Consider the following 1,034-nt stretch of genomic DNA (forward strand, 5'->3'; position numbering starts at 1 on the left):
AATCCTGGGTGATTATCTCAGGTTCATAAAACTCCCGGCAACCTCCAAAAAGAACCCCCATAATAAATGGCAGTACTATTAAATATTTCTTACACTTTTGGACCTTCATTACACTTCAAATGATAACATTAAATTTCCTCATCCCAAAAATCGGGTTTCTCAGTAGTTCCTCTTAATCTGCAATCGGTACAGTCGGTATAAGTATAATTCCACCCAATCCACAGCCCGTTTTCAATTACTGGATCACCGACTTCTACATTTGGCCTATTAAAATATTCAAAATACTGGTGCTCTCGTATGATATCAGGAACCATTTCACAATGACTGTAATCCGCTATCCTTGGGCTCCAAGGTCTAATATCAGTAAAATCAATAAATAGCCTTTTCCTTTCAGATCTACCAACACTTATATACCCAATGACAGGAGTGTCTTCCCTTCCAACTTTTTTTATATTACTACCCAAAAATGCCGGCATGGGACTGAAAATATCCCCCAGGTCATCTGTGTTTTTCCTAATGGATTCCCAAAACTCAAACGCCGCATGATCCAATGTTCTTTGCCACACCTCAATACTATATCGAAGCCCCAGCTTCTCAGAATAAATGGGAATTCTCATCAACTCTACTCCCCGGATCTCCCCATCTACCGATTGGGCACCACTCCCTAGCCTAATATCTCCAGATTTTTCATTCCTATAGCAGAGATTAATATTTTCCTCCCGAGGAATAATCGTATTTGTATATGGTTCGTAGCGGTAAATGGGATTAAACCAAGATCTGAACTGCCAAGTCTCTTCCGTAGTCCACAAGAAATAATTGTCCTCCCCACGGCTATTCAAATAAATATACACCCCATCCTCTTCACGGGTGAAAAACATCCCTTCGATTGGTGGGGCCATGGCGGGCTGCATCCAATCTGAGATATATTGTTCATGCTCCCCAATTTGAATCTGAAGCTGATAATCTTGATCACTAGGCAAAGTGCCCACCATCGCATATGTTCCATCCTCCTCCAAAGCAAATTGCCAGCTTCC

Annotated in this window: 1 protein-coding gene; it reads right to left on the minus strand. The window is 41.4% G+C overall.

Annotated features, from left to right (window positions below):
* Positions 1-128 precede the first annotated feature (128 nt).
* The coding region (locus KI659_RS18515; RefSeq protein WP_213946877.1) for a DUF4249 family protein at positions 129-1,034 on the minus strand (906 nt) is incomplete at its 5' end.

It is taken from the genome of Litoribacter ruber (assembly GCF_018449405.1).
GTDB classification, from domain to species: Bacteria; Bacteroidota; Bacteroidia; order Cytophagales; family Cyclobacteriaceae; genus Litoribacter; species Litoribacter ruber.